Annotated in this window: 13 protein-coding genes and 2 pseudogenes; 6 read left to right on the top strand and 9 right to left on the bottom strand. The window is 53.7% G+C overall.

All coding sequences use genetic code 11. The annotated features are described in order from the left end of the window. Nucleotides 1–240 precede the first annotated feature (240 nt). The 3 genes from CAURIC_RS09010 to CAURIC_RS09000 form a co-directional block, all read right to left on the bottom strand. A complete protein-coding gene (locus tag CAURIC_RS09010) occupies nucleotides 241–897 on the bottom strand; it encodes a methionine ABC transporter permease (RefSeq protein ID WP_035113954.1) in 657 nt (218 codons plus the stop codon). 71 nt (nucleotides 898–968) lie between these two features. Further along, complete coding sequence (locus CAURIC_RS09005) at nucleotides 969–2,138, bottom strand: methionine ABC transporter ATP-binding protein (RefSeq protein ID WP_035113702.1); 1,170 nt, start codon at nucleotides 2,136–2,138, stop codon at nucleotides 969–971. Nucleotides 2,139–2,176: 38 nt separating this feature from the next. Further along, nucleotides 2,177–3,046: a MetQ/NlpA family ABC transporter substrate-binding protein gene (locus tag CAURIC_RS09000; protein WP_035113704.1), complete on the bottom strand. Its 870-nt coding sequence runs from the start codon at nucleotides 3,044–3,046 to the stop codon at nucleotides 2,177–2,179. Nucleotides 3,047–3,333: 287 nt separating this feature from the next. Between CAURIC_RS09000 and CAURIC_RS08995 the strand changes: the two genes are divergently transcribed. The 4 genes from CAURIC_RS08995 to CAURIC_RS08980 all read left to right on the top strand — a co-directional run bounded on the left by CAURIC_RS08995 (nucleotide 3,334) and on the right by CAURIC_RS08980 (nucleotide 10,235). Continuing rightward, nucleotides 3,334–6,054 carry a DNA methyltransferase gene (locus CAURIC_RS08995; RefSeq protein WP_035113707.1) on the top strand — a complete coding sequence of 907 codons (2,721 nt, stop codon included), beginning with the start codon at nucleotides 3,334–3,336 and terminating at the stop codon, nucleotides 6,052–6,054. An 8-nt stretch (nucleotides 6,055–6,062) separates the two neighbouring features. Then, nucleotides 6,063–8,063 (top strand): DEAD/DEAH box helicase, encoded by a 2,001-nt coding sequence (locus CAURIC_RS08990; protein WP_035113708.1) that lies wholly within the window; start codon nucleotides 6,063–6,065, stop codon nucleotides 8,061–8,063. After that, nucleotides 8,060–9,220: a GIY-YIG nuclease family protein gene (locus CAURIC_RS08985; RefSeq protein WP_290182548.1), complete on the top strand. Its 1,161-nt coding sequence runs from the start codon at nucleotides 8,060–8,062 to the stop codon at nucleotides 9,218–9,220. The genes CAURIC_RS08990 and CAURIC_RS08985 overlap by 4 nt, the downstream gene beginning before the upstream one ends. Before the next feature lie 466 nt (nucleotides 9,221–9,686). Then, nucleotides 9,687–10,235 (top strand): ClbS/DfsB family four-helix bundle protein, encoded by a 549-nt coding sequence (locus tag CAURIC_RS08980; RefSeq protein WP_035113711.1) that lies wholly within the window; start codon nucleotides 9,687–9,689, stop codon nucleotides 10,233–10,235. 192 nt (nucleotides 10,236–10,427) lie between these two features. Here the strand turns inward: CAURIC_RS08980 and CAURIC_RS08975 are convergent. Both CAURIC_RS08975 and CAURIC_RS08970 read right to left on the bottom strand, forming a co-directional pair. Beyond that, nucleotides 10,428–10,577, bottom strand: a pseudogene (locus CAURIC_RS08975) (IS256 family transposase); the annotation flags it as partial. An 86-nt stretch (nucleotides 10,578–10,663) separates the two neighbouring features. Then, nucleotides 10,664–11,050 (bottom strand): hypothetical protein, encoded by a 387-nt coding sequence (locus tag CAURIC_RS08970; protein WP_035113713.1) that lies wholly within the window; start codon nucleotides 11,048–11,050, stop codon nucleotides 10,664–10,666. Nucleotides 11,051–11,523: 473 nt separating this feature from the next. Between CAURIC_RS08970 and CAURIC_RS08965 the strand changes: the two genes are divergently transcribed. Beyond that, a complete protein-coding gene (locus CAURIC_RS08965) occupies nucleotides 11,524–12,036 on the top strand; it encodes a recombinase family protein (protein WP_328286714.1) in 513 nt (170 codons plus the stop codon). A gap of 205 nt (nucleotides 12,037–12,241) precedes the next feature. Here CAURIC_RS08965 and CAURIC_RS08960 read toward each other — a convergent pair whose 3' ends face one another. The 4 genes from CAURIC_RS08960 to CAURIC_RS08945 all read right to left on the bottom strand — a co-directional run bounded on the left by CAURIC_RS08960 (nucleotide 12,242) and on the right by CAURIC_RS08945 (nucleotide 15,008). After that, complete coding sequence (locus CAURIC_RS08960; RefSeq protein ID WP_035113715.1) at nucleotides 12,242–12,631, bottom strand: hypothetical protein; 390 nt, start codon at nucleotides 12,629–12,631, stop codon at nucleotides 12,242–12,244. A gap of 12 nt (nucleotides 12,632–12,643) precedes the next feature. Beyond that, nucleotides 12,644–14,188 carry a hypothetical protein gene (locus tag CAURIC_RS08955; RefSeq protein ID WP_084588134.1) on the bottom strand — a complete coding sequence of 515 codons (1,545 nt, stop codon included), beginning with the start codon at nucleotides 14,186–14,188 and terminating at the stop codon, nucleotides 12,644–12,646. A gap of 324 nt (nucleotides 14,189–14,512) precedes the next feature. Continuing rightward, nucleotides 14,513–14,662 carry a hypothetical protein gene (locus CAURIC_RS08950; protein WP_168155973.1) on the bottom strand — a complete coding sequence of 50 codons (150 nt, stop codon included), beginning with the start codon at nucleotides 14,660–14,662 and terminating at the stop codon, nucleotides 14,513–14,515. Nucleotides 14,663–14,708: 46 nt separating this feature from the next. Further along, nucleotides 14,709–15,008: a hypothetical protein gene (locus CAURIC_RS08945; RefSeq protein ID WP_035113720.1), complete on the bottom strand. Its 300-nt coding sequence runs from the start codon at nucleotides 15,006–15,008 to the stop codon at nucleotides 14,709–14,711. 318 nt (nucleotides 15,009–15,326) lie between these two features. Here CAURIC_RS08945 and mobF point away from each other — a divergent pair. Next, nucleotides 15,327–16,304: pseudogene (gene mobF, locus CAURIC_RS08940) on the top strand (MobF family relaxase). The last annotated feature ends 399 nt before the right edge of the window (nucleotides 16,305–16,703 follow it).

Here is a 16,703-nt window from a genome sequence, read left to right as displayed (position 1 = left end):
GCGTCGGGTAAAAAAGGAAGTAGTACGGTGAGCAAACATAAAAACAGCCTAACTGAAAAGTTCAGTCAGGCTATCGGGTTGGGCCAAAGTTGTGCAGCAAGGGCACTGCGCTAGCAACACCCGGAGGCAGGCGGCTCCCCACAGACCCCGGCCGAAGGGAACCGAGCAGGACCGAAAAGTGCCGGGCTAGTGCCGGTCAGGACCGGCCAGGACCGAAAAGTGCCGGTCTAGTGCCGCGAACTAGCGACGCATGATCTTCTTCGCCAACCAGTTGCCGCCCAGCTGGGCGATCTGCACGATCACGATGATCACGGCCACGGTGATCCACGTGACTTGGTCATTGAAGGCGCGGTAACCGTAGACGATGGCGAAGTCACCCAAACCACCAGCACCGATGTAACCGGCCATCGCGGACATATCCACGATCGCGATAAACATGAAGGTGAAGCCCAAGATCAAAGGACCGAGGGCCTCGGGGATGATCACCGAGAAAATGATCCTTAAGGGAGAAGCGCCCATGGCTTTGGCGGCCTCGACCACGCCAGGGTCGATGGAAACCAGGTTCTGCTCCACGATACGGGCGGCGCCGAATGTTGCGGCCAGCACCATACCCACGATGGCCGCTTCCGTACCGATGCGGGTACCGGCGATCACTTCGGTCAACGGCCCAATCGCGGTCAGCAAAATGATGAACGGGATGGGGCGGACGAAGTTCACCAGCACGTTGAGGAACCAGTAGACCGGCTTGTTGGCCAGCACTCCGCCTTCGCGGGTGGTGTACAACAGCATGCCGAGCACCAAGCCCAGGATTGCGGAGATCAGCAGGGTGACGGACACCATGTACAGGGTGGACGTCAGCGCCTTGGTGAACGTTGGGCCCAGGCGCTCCCAATCCATCTGCCCCTTCGCCAGGAAGGTCACGGTGTTGTTGGTGACAGTGTCGTTAGCTAATGCGTGGTGGGTGAGGTTCATCGGATCTCCTCCACTTCGGTCGTGGCGGACATGGTCTCGTAGAACTTCTGGATGGCGCGCTCGCCTTCTTCATCCTTGGGGGTGAGCCGCAGAGTGAGCTTGCCGAACGAGTGCTGCTGCAGCGTGGTCACACCGCCGTGCACGATATTCACGCTGACGTGGTTGCTGTCGAGCGCGGAAACGGCACTGAAGAAACCGATGCCCTCGGCCATGGTGACGGTGAACAGTCGGCCAGTGCCGGCCTGCAGCGCTTCGCTTTCCACTTGGTCGGGGGTGTTGCGCAGCGAGGTTGCCACGAAGTTCGCGGCCACATCGGTGGAGGGGTTGGAGAACACTTCGTACACCGAGCCCTGCTCGACGACCTTGCCGCCTTCCATTACGACAACCTGGTCGGCGATCGAGCGCACAACTTCCATCTCGTGGGTAATCACAACAATCGTGATCCCCAGCTCGCGGTTCACGCGGCGCAGCAGTTCCAACACATCGCGGGTCGTGGACGGATCCAGTGCAGAGGTGGCCTCATCGGCCAGCAGCAAGCTGGGGTTCGTCGCCAGTGCGCGCGCAATACCCACGCGTTGTTTCTGGCCACCGGAAAGCTGCTCGGGGTAGGCTTTGCCTTTGTCCTGCAGGCCGACGAACTCTAGCAGCTCGGCTACGCGGGTTTGCTTTTCTTTTTTATCGACGCCCTGCAGCCCCAGCGGGTACGCCACATTCCCGGCCACGTTGCGTGACTGGAACAGGTTGAACTGCTGGAAGATCATGCCGATGTTGCTGCGCAGTTTGCGCATTTTTGATTCGGGCAGGCCCACAATGTCCTGTCCATCCAGCAGGATCTGACCCGACGTGGGGCGATCCAACCCGTTGATCTGGCGTACAAGTGTGGACTTACCTGCACCGGAATAACCGATGATGCCCACGATGGAGCCAGCGGGGATGGTGATGTTGACATCATCCAATGCCACAATGTCGCGCTTGCCTTGGTTGAAGACTTTGCGGACATTGCGGAATTCGACCGATGTGCCGGTTTTCTGACGGGTGTCGTTGACAGCTGCGCTGGGTGCGCCAGTGGTGGAGGTGTTGGGTTCACCAGAGGTGCGTGCCGTGTTGTTGGCGCTTTCGGCGCCAACGGGGCGAGCTGCGGCGGCGTTGCCGAGGTTTTCGGCCATAGGAGGGGTCCTAACGTGGTGTTACTTCTGGGCCTTAGTTACTTCTGGGCCTTCAGCTTGTCCTGGGTCTCGGTCAGGATCTTCTCCAGCTCGGGACCGTCCATCTTGATCTCTACGGACGTGCCCTTGGACTCTTCGTTGAGAGCGTCCTGGACTGGCTTGGAGTGCCAGATCTCGACGAGCTTTTTGAACTCTTCCTTGTTCTGGTTTTCCTTGGTGGTCACGAAGCCGTTGATGTAAGGCTTTGCCTCATCGGCCTTTGGATCGTCCTTGAAGATGGCGGTGTTTGGATCGATTCCGGCCTTGGATAGGAAGGAGTTGTTCACAACGGCTGGCTTGCCATCCAGGTAGGAGGTCGCGGTCTGTGCTGCGTCCACGGTGGTGACCTTGATCTTGGACTTGCTCTCGTCAATGTCTGCTGGGGTAGGGGTCAGCAGGCCGTCCTTCTTGAGGGTGACCAGCTTGGCCTGGACCAGCACGTTGATAGCGCGGCCTTGGTTGGTGGAATCGTTAGGGATAACCACCTCGCCGGCCTTTTCTACGTCCGCAACGCTCTTGTGATCCTTGTAGTACAGGGCCAGTGGGACGATCTCGGTGGCGCCGACGGGAACCAGGTTCGTGTCGTTACCTACGTTGTACTCGGCCAGGAACTTCATGTGCTGGAAGTTGTTGATATCGATCTGGCCATCCTTCAACGCCTGGTTGGGGATGTTGTAGTCGTTAAAGGAAACGACCTCGCCCTTGATGCCGGCCTTGTCCAGTTCTTCCTTGAAGACCTGCCACTGCTTCTGGTCGGAATCGGTGGTGCCGATCTTGATGGCTTCTTCATCATTGCCACCGCAAGCGGCCAGGCTGAAGGCGGTGGTGGCTGCCAGGGCGGCTGCTAGGGCTTTGCGTCCTAGGGACATGGGTTTCTCCTCTTGGGGTCTGTGGGCGCAATGTGGCGGCTTTCGGTGCCACGAAAGCGTAATGCGGTCAAAATAACACTTTGCGCGCAAGTGGACAACTTAGTCTATCCTAAGCTGTCTGCCTCATTGGAGAGGGTGGATTGGGTGGGCGTTGGGGGTGTGTGGGCGCTTGGGGTGCCCGGGGGTTGTCTTAGTTCGTCGTGCCCCCTGTTTAACCTCGATGCTGGGGGAGGGAAGCACTAGAATAAAGCCCCATCCCGGGTGATCGAAAGGCGAAGGTGGGTTAAGTGGCACGGCTGAGTCTCAAGGCAATTGAGGAGCGGGTAAAACCTCTGGCGGGGCGTGAGGTTTACGATCGGGATTTCTTCTTCGACCTCCTGCTGGCTTATGGGCGTTCCAAAGGTAATGTCACCCGCCTGCGTAATGGTTCTCTGAACGTGGCCGATGACCCACAGCGTGAGGTTGCGCAAAAGAACGTGATCTACTTCCGCGAAACGAAGGGGGATCTACTCGAGGAGCTAGACGATCTGCGGCACAGTCCAACAGCGGTGAGGTTTAGACCTCGTTTCGTGATTGTGACGGATTATCAAGATCTCATTGCCTACGACTGGAAAACAGCAGAAAACCGAACTTTCCCGCTGCGGGAGATCGATCAGCATTTCACTTTCTTCCTTCCTTGGGCTGGAATGGAGAAAGCCCAGTACACCGCGGAATCTCACGCGGACGTCAGGGCTGCGGAAAAGATGGGCAAGTTATTTGATGAGCTCGCTTCCGCCAACCCCGGCCTCCTGGATGACCCCAAAAACCGGCATGGTTTAAATGTCTTCTTCACCCGCCTGCTGTTCTGCTACTTCGCGGAGGACACGGGCATTTTCACTGAGAATCAGTTCACTAACGCAGTTGGTTCTCACACTTTAGACGATGGCTCCGATACCGCCGGGTTCATTAGGGAGCTCTTCGCAGCGCTAGATGAGGCTGAGCCGGCCAAAAAGCCTGCGCATCTGCGGGGTTTTCCCTACGTCAACGGCCGTCTTTTTCATTCCAACGCCGCGCTGACCGTCCCACGCTTCTCCGCGAAAGCTCGCGAAATGCTAATTGGGTTAGGCAAGCAGATTTGGCTGGATATTAACCCCGATATTTTTGGCTCAATGTTTCAAGCGATCGTGACGCCAGGAAAGCGATCGAATCTGGGCCAGCACTACACCTCGGTGCCGAACATCTTGAAGACCATTGAGCCGTTGTTCCTCGATGAGCTCAAGGAAGAATTCGAGGCCGCCTTCGACAATTCGAGGAAGCTGGCCAAACTTCTGGATCGTATTGCACGCATAAAGATTTTCGACCCGGCCTGTGGTTCAGGAAACTTCCTGGTCATCGCCTACAAGGAGCTTCGCCGTCTAGAGCATGCAATCTTGCAGCGCCAGACGGAACTAGGTAAGAATGACGTTCTTTTCAACGAGTCGCGCATTAATATCGAGAACTTCTACGGCATTGAAATCGACGATTTTGCGGTAGAGGTCGCCATCCTGTCGATGTGGATTGCCAAGCACCAGATGAACCGCGAGTTCCGCGAGCAATTCGGTATCGCAATCCCGCTGATCCCGTTGAAGGAAACCGGCCAGATCCGCGCTGGCAACGCTGCCCGCATCGAATGGAACGAGGTCTGCCCGAACAACGGGACGGACGAGATCTACCTGATCGGCAACCCTCCGTATGCCGGTTCAAAGAAACAAAAACCCGAGCAGAAAGAGGACTACTCGTTCGTTTTTGGCGATCGCCCCTTCAACAAGAACCTCGACTACATCGCTCTGTGGTTTATCAAAGGCACGGACTATATCGCAGGGACGGATGCCCAGCTTGCGTTTGTGTCCACCAATTCGGTTGTGCAAGGCGAACACGTTGGGCTTATGTTCCCCATGATCTTTGATTCAGGGGTTGAGATCGGTTTTGCGTACAACTCGTTTAAATGGGAAAACAATGCAAAGAACAATGCGGGTGTGACTGTGGTCGTCATCGGGCTCCGTTCAGAGTCGTCGGCTCCGAAGTACCTCTACCAAGACGGAATTCGAAACAAAGTCCAGCACCTCAATGGCTATCTTGCTGATGCGAAGAACCTATTCATATCGCGCCGTCCCAAGAAACCACTATCTCTTGGCTTTCCTGCAATGCAGTTCGGCAACATGCCGATGGACGGGGGAAATTTGCTCCTCACAACGCAAGAACGCGATGAGTTAGTTGCCAACAGCACGGATGCTGATCGGTACCTCAAAAGACTTCTCGGAAGTCAAGAATTTATTAGAGGCATAGATCGATTTTGCATTTGGGTGCGCCCGGATCAAGTAAAGGATGCAGAAATGATACCTGTCCTAGCTGAGCGGTTTATAAGAGTGTTCAACATGCGCTCTGGAAGTCGTGACGCTGGCACCCGCAGGAAAGCGGGAACCCCTTGGTCGTTTAGAGAGCAAAAGGGTGGCACCTCCGACTCGATCATCGTTCCTAGCGTCTCTTCCGAGCGCCGGGACTACATCCCGATGGGTTTTCTGAGCCCTGACACGGTTATTTCGAACGCAGCCTACGCAGTGTATGACGCCGAACCCTGGCTGTTCGGGTTGCTGACCTCGCGGATGCACATGGTGTGGGCTCGGGCTGTCGGCGGGAAAATGAAGACGGACTACCGCTACTCCAATACGATCGTCTATAACAATTTTCCTGTGCGGGAGCTTTCGGAGGAAGAGAAGCAGAAGCTCGCGCAGCTCGCGCTGCGGGTGCTGGATGTACGCGAATACCACTGCGAAAAGACGCTGGCGCAGTTGTACGACCCCGAACAAATGCCCGCGAATCTGCGGGCTGCGCATGAAGATATTGACCGGTTTGTAGACAGGCTGTATTCCGAACGTCCGTACGAAACCGACGAAGACCGATTGTCTGACTTGTTTGCTAAGTATGAGGAGATGATTGCCGCTGAAGAGGCGGCCAAACCAGCCAAGCGTTCGCGTAAGGCTAAGAAGTAGGAGCAAAAATGGGTAGGCACTCGCGGGAGAACCTCGTCAATGTGGAGTATGCGCAAGCGGGGACTTCCGTAAGCACCAATGAACTCGGTATGCGGGAAATGCAGCAGCGAGTTTACGAACAACGCGCAGCTGAATATCTTCTGATCAAAGCACCGCCGGCTTCGGGAAAATCCCGCGCACTGATGTTCGTGGCATTGGACAAGCTGTTCAGTCAAGGTCGCAAAAAAGTGATTGTGGCCGTTCCCGAACGCTCCATTGGCGGATCTTTCGCCGATACCGAGTTAGTGAAGCACGGCTTCTTCGCTGATTGGGAAGTTGAATCACGCAATAACCTGTGCACTCCGGGAAGCGTTGCCAGCAAAGTCAATGAGTTCATCCGGTTCATGCAAGGACCAGATGCCATTGTGGTGTGTACCCATGCAACCTTGCGCTTCGCCTTTGAAAAGCTCACACCCGCAGATTTCAATGGCACCGTTCTTGCTATCGACGAGTTCCATCACGTTTCCGCCGACCTGGAAAACAGTCGCCTAGGCACTCTACTGCGTGAGGTGATGACTGGATCTGATGCGAACATCATCGCTATGACCGGCTCCTACTTCCGTGGTGATGCCGTGCCAGTGCTATTGCCCGGGGATGAGGCGAAATTTACGCCGGTTACGTTCAACTATTACGACCAGCTCAATGGTTACGAGCACCTCAAATCGTTAGGGATCGGGCATCACTTCTACCAGGGCCGATACACGGATTCCATCGGAGAAGTGCTGGACCTCGATAAGAAGACGATCGTTCACATTCCCAACGTTAATTCCGGCGAATCGACGAAAGACAAGATCGAAGAAGTGGGATTGATCCTCGACACGATAGGAGAGAGCGTAGGGGAGGAAGAAGACACAGGAATCATTCTGGTGCGCCGTCACGACAACGGCGAAATCCTCCGCGTGGCGGACCTTGTGGACGATACTGATCAGAAGGCCCGCGCCCGCACACTGGCGTATCTGGTGTCCACGGCCTCGAAGGATCCGGACGCGGTGGACATCATCATCGCTCTCGGCATGGCGAAGGAGGGCTTTGACTGGCCCTTCGCGGAACACGCGTTGACGGTCGGTTATCGCGCATCTCTCACGGAGATCATCCAGATTATTGGGCGAGTCACCCGCGATGCCGAGGGTAAGGCCCATGCGCAGTTCACAAACTTGCTTGCGGAGCCAGACGCAGCACAGAGTGAGGTCACCGTTTCGGTAAATAACATGTTGAAAGCCATCACGGCGTCGCTATTGATGGAGCAAGTACTGGCTCAAAACTTTAACTTTAAGGCGAAAGCCTCTGGGGACGATTCCACCGAACCCGGAACCATAAAGGTTGGTGGCCTCAAAGAACCCTCCACAGATCGTGTTCGGCAGATCGTAGAAACAGATTTGAATGATCTCAAGGCGAAAATTCTGCAAGATGACACTTTCGCCAGAGCGGCAGTTGGCAGCGTTGATCCAGAGACCACCAACAAGGTGCTTATCCCGAAGATTATTCGGGAGGAATATCCAGACCTCACCGAAGCGGAAGTCGAAGAAGTCCGACAGCGGGTGGTTGTCGACTCCGTGATTAAATCCGGAGAAGTCCGCGAAGTAGGTGACAAGCGGTTCATTCAGATGGCGCACCAGTTCGTGAATATTGATGAATTGCATATCAACCTGATCGACAAGATCAACCCGTTCCAACGTGCGTTTGAAATCCTGTCTAAGACGGTCACGCCAACCGTGCTGCAGCTCATCTCAGATTCCATATACGCAACTCGAATTGATATGTCTCTAGACGAAGCAATGGCGCTGATTCCGCGCGTGAAAGCATGGAAGTCCGTCAACGGACGCGAGCCAGAACGCAGGAGCGAGGATGCGGAGGAACGGCGCATGGCCGACGCGCTGTTGGTCGTTCGAAAGGCCGTCGCGGAGCGACGCGCCGAGCAAGCTGCCGCGCAACACGCAGCGACCGATGATGCCGAGGGGGCACAGCAATGAACAACGATCCGTTGTCAGACCAGCTCGATGAACTGATTGCCTCCGATACAGACGGACTACTAGAGATGCCGGTAAAACCTCGGCCCGTGACAGAGGTAGATCGGCTGGTTCGTGCTTTCCGTGAGGTCTCGGACTTTTATGCTTCGAATGGTCGCGAACCTAGCCCCGATACCCTCAACATTGCTGAGCGGAAGTTGGGCGCTCGGCTGGTGGGAATTCGTAGCAGCGAGTCGAAAATGGCGGAGCTTAAACCACATGACGAGCATGGTTTGTTGAAACCTGAACCCGCGCCGTCATCGCTCGAAGATCTTCTTGATGGAGATTTCGATGTTTTGGGCGGTGCTGCGGAGATCTTCGATGTGTCCTCTTTGCCTACACGGAAAAGTCCCATCGACGATGGTGACCGCGCAATACGGGTTAAAGCTAAAGATTTCGCTGTGTTCGAAGATCACTTTAAAGCTAAGCATCACGGTCTGGGGGACGGCAGCTGGACCGTTGCGCCTTTTGCTGGGGAAACCAGCATTCGGGAAGGCCGGTTCTTCCTTATTAACGGGTTAATGTGCTTTGTTGCAGAAATTCACGAACCCAAGATCGATCGTGGGGAGAAAAAACCCCGCCTGCGCGTGATCTTCGAAAATGGCACTGAATCGGCCATGTACCGAGAATCCTTGGCAAATCGCCTATATGAAACCGGTGGTCAAGCACTAGTTCGCACCGCTGTCTCGGACAATGAAATAGGCGATGCCGATCAGGAAACCGGCTACATCTACGTTCTTAAATCGTTGAGCCAGCACCCTGATCTGCGTTCCTTGAGAGACTTGTACAAGATCGGTTTTTCACGAGGGCCGGTCGAGAAAAGAATAGCTGGAGCGGAGAAAAGCCCTACGTACCTCATGGCCCCCGTGGAAGTTGTTGCAACGTACCGGGCCTACAACCTGCGTCCATCCGCATTGGAGCACCTTTTACACCGGGTATTTTCCGCTGTGCAATTAGACGCCGCGATAGTGGATGAAGTGGGGGGTTCCGCTAATGCCACCGAGTGGTTCTTGGTGCCTCTACCCGTGATTGATCGGGCCATGCAACTCATTATGTCTGGGGATATTGTGCGTTACGTGTATGACCCAGCGGTAGGGGATCTTGTCGAGAGTTTGACATAGACCCCAATCGGCACGTTCGTGCCGATTGGGGCACCTTGGTGGGGGCTGAGGCTTATTTGTCTAAACAATAGGCATGATCGTGCCGGATTTAGGGTTCGGTTCGGTATTGCGTAAGGTTAACTAGAAAAACCGGCAAATTCCTGCCGGTTGTGATGCATGGTAGTTAGTGTGAAGTTTCGTTCGGTTAATAGGTAAATGGGTGAGTGGAAGTACTGGATCTGGCAAGTGCTGTGTGGAATCGCCGTCGTGAGCTGAACCTGACTCAAGAGGAACTTGCGGCCATTGCGAGGGATAGAATAGGAACGGCGTTTCAGAACTTGACGGAATACATGCTTTCAATAGTTTACTGCGCAACGAGTGGCAGCATTGGAAAGTGAAGAGGCTCGGTGCAAATTAGACAATAGTATTAGTGCTATTGTTAATTTCATCGCGGGTAATTAGCGTCAATTTCCTTTAGGGTTGTTTTATGGCTAGACCCCGTAGTAAAGATGAGCTGCTTGCTGCGTCCACCATGCAATTCGATAAACTTGTTGCGCTTGTCGAATCACTCCCGCCTGCTGCGCGTGAAGCTAGCTTCCCGTCAGTGCTGACTGATCGCGAGCCGGAGGCTCACTGGCGGCGTGACAAGAACTGTAAAGACGTCCTCGTTCACTTGTATGAGTGGCAACAACTCTGGTTGACTTGGATCAACGACAACTTAGCTGGCAAGGATCGTCCGTTCTTACCTTCCCCATACACGTGGAGTAACTACGCTCCTATGAACGAGGGGTTTCGTGATAAGCACCATCCTACGACCTATGGGCAGGCTCTCGAGCTCTTGAAGAAGTCCCACGAGCAGATTTTGGCCCGAATCCAGCCCTTCAGTGATGAGGAACTGTTCACTAAGAAGCATTTTGCGTTCACCGGCACCACGTCTTTAGGTTCCTATGCAGTCTCTGCGACGAGCTCGCATTACGAGTGGGCATGCAAAAAGATCCATTTGTATAAGAAAGCACTGAAGCAATCCACGCTCTGAATCGTAGAGCCATCTTCATGGCACTTGTCGGGTTGTGAGATCCGGATCAGTTGTATGTGAGGCTTTTTATAGGTGAAGTTTAAGCGGATGGTAACACGCGAAGTGCCCCAGGTTTTGTTCCGTCTGAATAGGTAGGGGTTAAAGGACAGAAAGTGTGTCCGGTCGGCGTGTCGTCGGCCGGGCCTTTTGTGTTTATCTGATGGTGCGTTTTTGTATGCCGATGTTGTGTTGGTAGTCGGTTGGGATAGCGTTGTCGTAGAGGGCTGGTCGTCCGGTTTTTTGGTTGGCTTGGTTTTCGTTTGGTTCGGTCAGGGCGGTGACTTTGGCGGGTGCGTCTTGACCGAAGTGTTGCTGCCTGGCCATTGGACTGGAACTGAAGAGTAAAGACATTAGGATGATGTTCACTGTCCAGTCAGACCATAATATCTTCAATTAACCCCAATTAGGTAAAGCTCTAGTGTTCCGATTTTTTGAACCTGCATTAGATCTTCGAGCATAATCTTTGGCACAATTACTGTATCGTCACCTAGAAGAATGCCATATCCATCCAGTCCGGATGACCTTATGCTCAGCTTCTTCCATTTCGCGCCTTTATAGCTTAATATTGTTTCACCAATAGCGATTTCGAAACAGTCTAATGCATTTTTGTCTATCTTTTTCTTTTTATTCGTGAGGATTAGCTTTTCCAGATTTTGCAATACCTCACTCAGTGTCTGATCTGGGGAAACATTAATTTCGTTGAGTATGGATTGCACTTCTTTAGGTTCACATTTTTTTACTGAGTATATACAGTTAACATCTGGCAGGTGGCGCATGGGAAATTACCTTCTTTAGATTTAAGCTCGCACCAGATGCCACACTGGCCCCGACTTCTTACATTTAAGTTTCGGAAGGTCAGGTCGGGCAGCTTCATATATTTTCCTTAGTGCGAGGCAGGCAGGCCGCGAGGTTGCTATCCGGATCACCGCCGGAAAAGCATAAGGAGTATAGTTATTTTGAGTAGAAATTTGGCCTGATTCACGAACCCGAGGTGAAGCATGCTCAGGAAGTGAAGGTTCCGGTACGGCAGCCGCGTCAGCATACCCTGCGCTTAGCATGGCAGTGACTAGTGAAACGATAGCTGTGGGTTTCCATAGACTTTTCATTATCAATAGTATCCTTTTGGCTGTCGAAGTTTAGATTATTTTCAATTTAGTGTGGATCATTGTTTTCCGCAAGTGTTCTATAGACCATACCCCAAACGAACATATTGTGAACTACAAAAACGCCTGTTCGCTAGGGTGGGTTTATGGATAAACGAACAGATGTGTCGCTGCCTCTAGATATTTCCGAACAGCCCGAGGTTGTGTCTGGAGAAAAGGTTGGCTACGCCCGTGTGAGTTCCAAGGATCAAAACCTGGAGCGGCAGACTGAATTGTTGCGCAAAGAGGGTGTCTTTTCTCTTTTTGAAGATCGGATGACTGGTGCGACGCGGCAGCGTCCAGGATTGGAAGAAGCCCTACGGTATGTCCGCCAAGGGGATCAGCTGATTGTCACGTCGATGGATCGTCTCGCCCGCTCTTTGTCTAATCTGTATTCCATCGTTGACGACCTCACTGCACGCGGGGTGTCGGTGCGGTTTCTTAAAGAGGGTCAGATCTACTCGAAGGACTCCACCCCGATCGCCAAGCTGATGCTCGGGCTGCTGGGTTCGGTGGCGGAATTTGAACGCTCAATCATTAGGGAGCGTCAAGCCGAGGGGATTGCTCGAGCGAGGGGTGTACAAAGGTCGTGCTCGCGCGCTTACTGCGGAGCAGGTTGATCAGGCGCATGCATGGGTGGATGCTGGTGTACCGAAAGCGGAAGTCGCACGACGTTTTGAAGATAGGGCGAACAACGCTGTATAGCTGCTTTGGCAAGCCAACGCGAACTACGGATTTGGCTTAAGGAGACCCTGGTCAGGTCGATCATATCGATAGCGGACTTGGATAATCTGACCTATTATAGCAGTAGTCAAACAGTATGGATTATCTTAATAGAGAAATCAAATAGAACCTAACGACCATGGAGAACCCTGCCAACAGGAGGACTTCGCCGACTAAAAATATGAGACCTCCGCCAATGTTAGGGCTATTGTCTGCCATGCTTTTAACAAGTACGACAGCCACCGCTCCAGCGGCAATGATCGCCCACCCTGTAGCGATTTTATTTGGGACAATTACCGCAAGAAAAATGCCCAAAAGGGCAGAAATTGCCGAGATTATTACAAGAGATTGATTGAAGGAATCAAAAAACTGGCTCTCCGTACCGTAAGATGGGTCATAAAAAGTCTTTATGATCCATCTTGATAAGCCAAACAAGGACAGAGAAATAAGAATAAGTTCAATGATCGGCAAGAAAAGAATGCGCTTTATCAAATTAATTATTCCTTAAAAATCATGAGGAGCATTCTTTACGACTTGATAGTAAACCTGGGCTACATTTCCGCACCGATACCTACCTCCACTGTATTGTGAGTATACACCTTCGCAGGTTAGCAATAGCTGCGAGTGGAACCTTTCATCACAAAATGATTGGGTCCTTTCTCCTCGAGAAACAGCCTGGTAGCACATATCATGAATAGCGCAAGGTCCTCTGAAATCTGCATTCTTTACTCCTCCAGAGTATTCATCAGGGCTAGATGTGCAGTAGTCGTTTAGATTTCCTCTATGCCAGTCATATACATAGTAGCTAGGGACTGGAATGATTGTCACTACCTCTTTTCCGCCCACTACACGAGAATCTCTAGTTTCTGCATTGGCGACAAGGACATTTCGTGCGCCTATCTCCACATTCCCCCCACTGGCCAACTCAGGATAAAGAGCAACTAGTTTATCGTTAAGTAGCTTCTCTCCCACTCGTGTAGTGGCGGTGTTTCCTAGGTACACACTTAGATCCAGTCGACTTTTTGAGAAGTTTTGAACAACATTTCCTTTACTGTCCAAAAATTGTTCGGAAGTAGGGTATCCATAGATACCTTGCTCACGTCCGCTCGCTTCCCAGATCAACTGCTGTGCTCCCACAACGCTATGTGCTCCATATTGTGGGTGCCAGTAGATCTTCCCGCGGGTGAAGTTATGGAACCGTCCGATGCCGTCAGGGGTTTTTGTTTCATCACCTGTGGGGTAACCAAGCGGGCCTTTCTCCGCTCCGGTTTGTACCCACTTGTCGTAGATCGCCCCATGGATTGTGGCCAGGCCTGCCAGTGAACCGTAGATGTGACCGTGTTCGAAGGATTGCTTGCGCCCGATACCGTCAGACAGACCGAATTCGTCAGTGGTGGGGTAGCCCAGTGGTCCACGTTCCCATCCGGTACGTGCCCAGGCGACAGAGAAGTGCGTGGTGATCGGATGAGCGCCGGTATTAGGGTGCCAGTAGATGAACCCGTTGACGAACTCGTTACGTCGTCCTACTCCATCGGGAACCTTCAGCTCGTCAGATTTCGGCCAGGTTAGGAAGCTTTGCGGTCCACCGAGAGAATCGTACTTTTCGCGGATCTTTCCGCAGACTTTGAACGGGCTGGGCCAGTATGTCCGGCAGGTATCGATGACGGCAAAAGTCTGGATCCCAGAGCGTGCCTGTGTGGCCTGTTCTTTAGCTTCTTGGACCTCGGCGCGGTTGGCCTGTTCTTTGGTGAAGCCACCAGGGATTTCTTCTTTATCGGAACGCATCTGTCCTGGGGTGACTTTGCTTTTGGGGTTGATGGTGGGGTGCCAGTTTTTGCCCGCTTGGTTATCGATGTTGTTGTCGTCGAAGCCTGGTTCTGCTGGTTCGAGATCTTCGCGCCCGGGTGCGACGTAATCGGCGTTGTTGTCGGCTGGTGTGCTGGTGGTTGCCGGGGGTTGGGTGGGCTGAGCCTGCACAACCGGGGTGAAGTCGATGCCGAGAGTGAGGGTGAACAGGAGGGTGGAGATAATGCGAGATAGTCTGGCCATGGTGGGTCATCTTCCGCTGTGGTGAATGGTTAGAAATGACCCTAGCGTGAGACAGTTCCTTTCGGGAAGGAAAATTAAGTAACAGTTGGGAAATCTTGTAAAGATGCAGGAAGATTCCTGAAATTATTCTGTATGGCTGTCTACTGACAGTCTATTCAGCGCTATATCTGTTCTTCTTATATATGTTATATATGGAATAGGTGAGCGGCCGGGCGAGGGGGCGCGATGCGACGTGCCGTGAAAGAGATGTGAACTCCTCGGACTTTCCTCACGCCCCGAGCCAGGCACACTCGTCGACAATCGACGTGTGGCATCGCTTAAGAGCTAACCAGTGGCGTGATGTCCGCGCAAAGTGCTGCGCGTGGTGCGCCATGTTCTGCGCGTAGCGGGGATGGGTTCGCCAGCGATGGCATATATCTCGTCAGGCAGGGCTTTGCGGGTGCGCTTGCTGATGCGCGCGGCGGCCTGGGCCATCTTCTTACGCCTGAGTATCAGTGAGTTGTTTCGTCACTGTTGCTCCTCATGCGGTGGGGGTGTTGTCTCGATTGCGTTTCTGGTCGTTGCGTCGTGCACGTACCCGGTCGCAGATCGCCTGGGCACGCTCGGGGGTCATCGGACCACGCTCACGCGACTGGGCAATGGCTGCGACATTCTCCTCAGTGGGACGCCAGCCCTCCAAGACGCCACTGTGCACGGCTTCAACAACGTTGCGCAGGCGCCTGCCTTCTAGTCCGCGTAGTGCGTTGGGAAAGGCTGCTAGGTAGCCGTCGATTCCTTTGATGCCAGCAGCCGTTTGGAGTTGGTCGCTAAGGCCTTCCACATGAAGGAGCTAGAGTAAGGCTCCAGACGCTGACGCACACTTGTCTTGATTCGACTAAACGTGTTCGCGCCTTGGGCGTGGAGACCGGCGCCAAGCTACGTCCTGTACACCGTTTTTCGTTAGCGCAAGTGGCACAACAACGCCCCAGTTCTCTATGACTGCTGCACGAAAAACGCCCCACCACTCACGCACAAAACACCGATCGCCCCAGCCAGCACTGACACAAGCAGCGCAACTGCTGCAAGCAGTAAAAAACACTGGTACATTTGCAGTAAACATGCGAGATTGGCCGATGTGCTCATAGTGCGGTTGTAGGAGGTGTGCGGAGACGTCGTGTTGACCTTGTCGAAACTGCACTCTGAATCTGTCGCCTACTACGAGTCGACAGTCGATGAAACGCGTGGCGTTGAGGCTTATTATTCCGAGGATGGACGCCAGCCTGCACGCGCGTGGGTGGTGAGTGTTGTGCCTGAGGCTGAGCCGTTGTTGGAGCGTACCTATGGTGTGAAAAATGGTCAGGCTGTGGAGGGAAAGGACGTCACGCGGTGGTTTTATCACGCGCAGGCTCCCAGTGGTGTGACGTTGGGTCGGGCGCCTGGAGACCGTGGTGTGCCGGGCTACGATATGACGTTGTGTACGCCGAAAAGTGTGTCGGTGTTGTGGGGGCTTTCTGATGATGAGCGGGTGCGTACGGCGGTGGATGCCGCACACGAGAAGACTGTTGCTACGGCGTTGCGGTATTTGGAGTTGCATGCGGGGTGTATACGCGTCGTCCTGATCCGACCAATCCGAAGCGGATGATTGCGGAGGGGTTGTTTGGTCTGTCTGGTGTGCGGTATGAGCACCGCACCTCGTGTGGTGGGTGATCCGCATGTGCATGCGCATGTGTTGGTCAACAACAAGCAGCGCAGTTTGGATGGGAAGTTCCGCACGATTGATGGCGTGAGTTTGTATCACGAAGCACGCGCGGCGGGCATGTTGTATCAGGCGCAACTGCGCGCAGAAATCTCTTCCTCTTTGGGTGTCCAGCGGGGTCAGGCGAAAAACGGTTGTGCGGAGATTATCGGCCTGGATGATGCCGAGATGCCAACGGTGGCGCAGGTGGTTAATGCCGTGATTGCGGAGCGTTCGACGTTTACCTGGGCGGATATTTTTGAAGTTGCTGCCGGGCTGGTTCCTGCCGAGGTTGCGCGCGAGAACATCTACGACCGGCTGGAATATCTGGTCGATGGGGTGATGAACTCGGGCGCGGCCTGGACGGTGACACCGGAGCGTGATTTTCGAAAACGGCACTGAATCGGCCATGTACCGAGATCCCCTCGCAAATCGCATGTACGAAACCGGTGGTCAAACACTAGTGTGTGCCACTGTTGTGGATACCTGAAATTGGTGATGCTGATTAGGAAACTGGCTACATCTACGTTCTCAAGTCTTTGAGACAACACCCCGACGTGCGATCATTTCGGGATTTGCGCAAGATTGGGGTTTCACGTGGGATGGTGGAAAGTGCATTGCTGGGGATATTGTGCGTTACGGGCATGACCCAACGGTGGGGAAACGCGTCGAGAGTTCGGCAAAGAACCCAATAGGCGCGTTCGTGCCGATTGGGCCACCTTGGTGGGGGGGGGGCTGAGGTTGCCGTCGATCTTCGGGGCCTTGGCTTGTCGGATTGGGCCACCTTGGTGGGGGGTGAGG

The organism is Corynebacterium auriscanis (assembly GCF_030408435.1).
GTDB lineage: Bacteria > Actinomycetota > Actinomycetes > Mycobacteriales > Mycobacteriaceae > Corynebacterium > Corynebacterium auriscanis.
Note: the sequence above shows the minus strand (reverse complement) of the source record. Positions and strands in the feature narration are given on the sequence as shown.

Coding starts and splice junctions, on each gene's coding strand:
- CAURIC_RS09010 (WP_035113954.1), bottom strand. CDS start 897: ATGGATTGGGAGCGCCTGGGCCCAACGTTCACCAAGGCGCTGACGTCC.
- CAURIC_RS09005 (WP_035113702.1), bottom strand. CDS start 2,138: ATGGCCGAAAACCTCGGCAACGCCGCCGCAGCTCGCCCCGTTGGCGCC.
- CAURIC_RS09000 (WP_035113704.1), bottom strand. CDS start 3,046: ATGTCCCTAGGACGCAAAGCCCTAGCAGCCGCCCTGGCAGCCACCACC.
- CAURIC_RS08990 (WP_035113708.1), top strand. CDS start 6,063: ATGGGTAGGCACTCGCGGGAGAACCTCGTCAATGTGGAGTATGCGCAA.
- CAURIC_RS08985 (WP_290182548.1), top strand. CDS start 8,060: ATGAACAACGATCCGTTGTCAGACCAGCTCGATGAACTGATTGCCTCC.
- CAURIC_RS08980 (WP_035113711.1), top strand. CDS start 9,687: ATGGCTAGACCCCGTAGTAAAGATGAGCTGCTTGCTGCGTCCACCATG.
- CAURIC_RS08970 (WP_035113713.1), bottom strand. CDS start 11,050: ATGCGCCACCTGCCAGATGTTAACTGTATATACTCAGTAAAAAAATGT.
- CAURIC_RS08965 (WP_328286714.1), top strand. CDS start 11,524: ATGGATAAACGAACAGATGTGTCGCTGCCTCTAGATATTTCCGAACAG.
- CAURIC_RS08955 (WP_084588134.1), bottom strand. CDS start 14,188: ATGGCCAGACTATCTCGCATTATCTCCACCCTCCTGTTCACCCTCACT.
- CAURIC_RS08950 (WP_168155973.1), bottom strand. CDS start 14,662: ATGGCCCAGGCCGCCGCGCGCATCAGCAAGCGCACCCGCAAAGCCCTG.